Source organism: Ruegeria sp. CH8 (genome assembly GCF_056536985.1).
Genome location: NZ_JBQFQR010000082.1, coordinates 1 through 815, shown reverse-complemented (window position 1 = coordinate 815; position 815 = coordinate 1). Strand labels below are relative to the sequence as shown.

The window sequence follows — 815 nt, the reverse complement described above, 5'->3', positions numbered from 1 at the left end:
GGTGTTGTCACGTTAACCGTCGTTCGGTTGCTCATGCTTGGATTTGGACATAGGTGACATCGATGAATTCATCGTCGATCAGCTACAAGCACCACCGATTTCCTCCTCAGATCATCGCTCACGCGGTGTGGCTTTATGTTCGCTTCAATTTGAGCCTACGGGAAGTTGAAGAGATGCTTCTACAACGTGGGATCGATGTTTCTTACGAGACCGTCCGCCGTTGGGTCTTCAAATTCGGGCCGGCGATAGCTCAAAACTTGCGGCAGAGACAGGGCTGCCCAGGTGATGTCTGGCATCTGGATGAAGTTGCCGTGAGAATCTCAGGTCGCAAGTATTGGCTTTGGCGCGCGGTCGATCAACATGGCATCGTGCTGGACGAAATACTCCAACCGAAACGGGACAAACGGGCTGCAAAACGGCTGTTACGCCGCCTGGTAAAGCGTTTTGGTATTCTTCCCAAGCGGATCATCACGGACAAACTGCGCTCATATGGCGCCGCCAAGCGAGAAGTCGCGCCGGGGTTGGATCATTGGTCACACAAGGGTTTGAACAATCGAGCCGAAAACAGCCACCTGCCATTCCGTAAGCGGGAACGAACGATGCAGGGGTTTCGGTCCCCAGGAGGTTTGCAGAGGTTCGTGACAACCCATTCAGCCGTTCGGAATTGCTTCTGTGCCCCCGCACGCCGTCGCTCAGCCTTAACAATTCGATATCACCGCCTCGAAGCATTTGACGCCTGGAATGCCGCCACTCGAGCTGCTTGAAGTCCGGGCATCAGCATTCCTTGGTGGGTCGGAAGTTAACGTGACAACACC

General features: G+C 54.4%; 1 protein-coding gene. It reads left to right on the top strand.

From position 1 onward, the window contains the following. Window positions 1-62: 62 nt before the first annotated feature. On the top strand, window positions 63-764 hold the full coding sequence (locus ACR0ER_RS25615; protein WP_170389003.1) for an IS6 family transposase: 702 nt from the start codon (window positions 63-65) through the stop codon (window positions 762-764). Window positions 765-815 lie beyond the last annotated feature (51 nt).

Bases quoted from the DNA above. Each gene is read 5' to 3' on its own strand.
- ACR0ER_RS25615 (WP_170389003.1), top strand. From the start codon at position 63: ATGAATTCATCGTCGATCAGCTACAAGCACCACCGATTTCCTCCTCAG.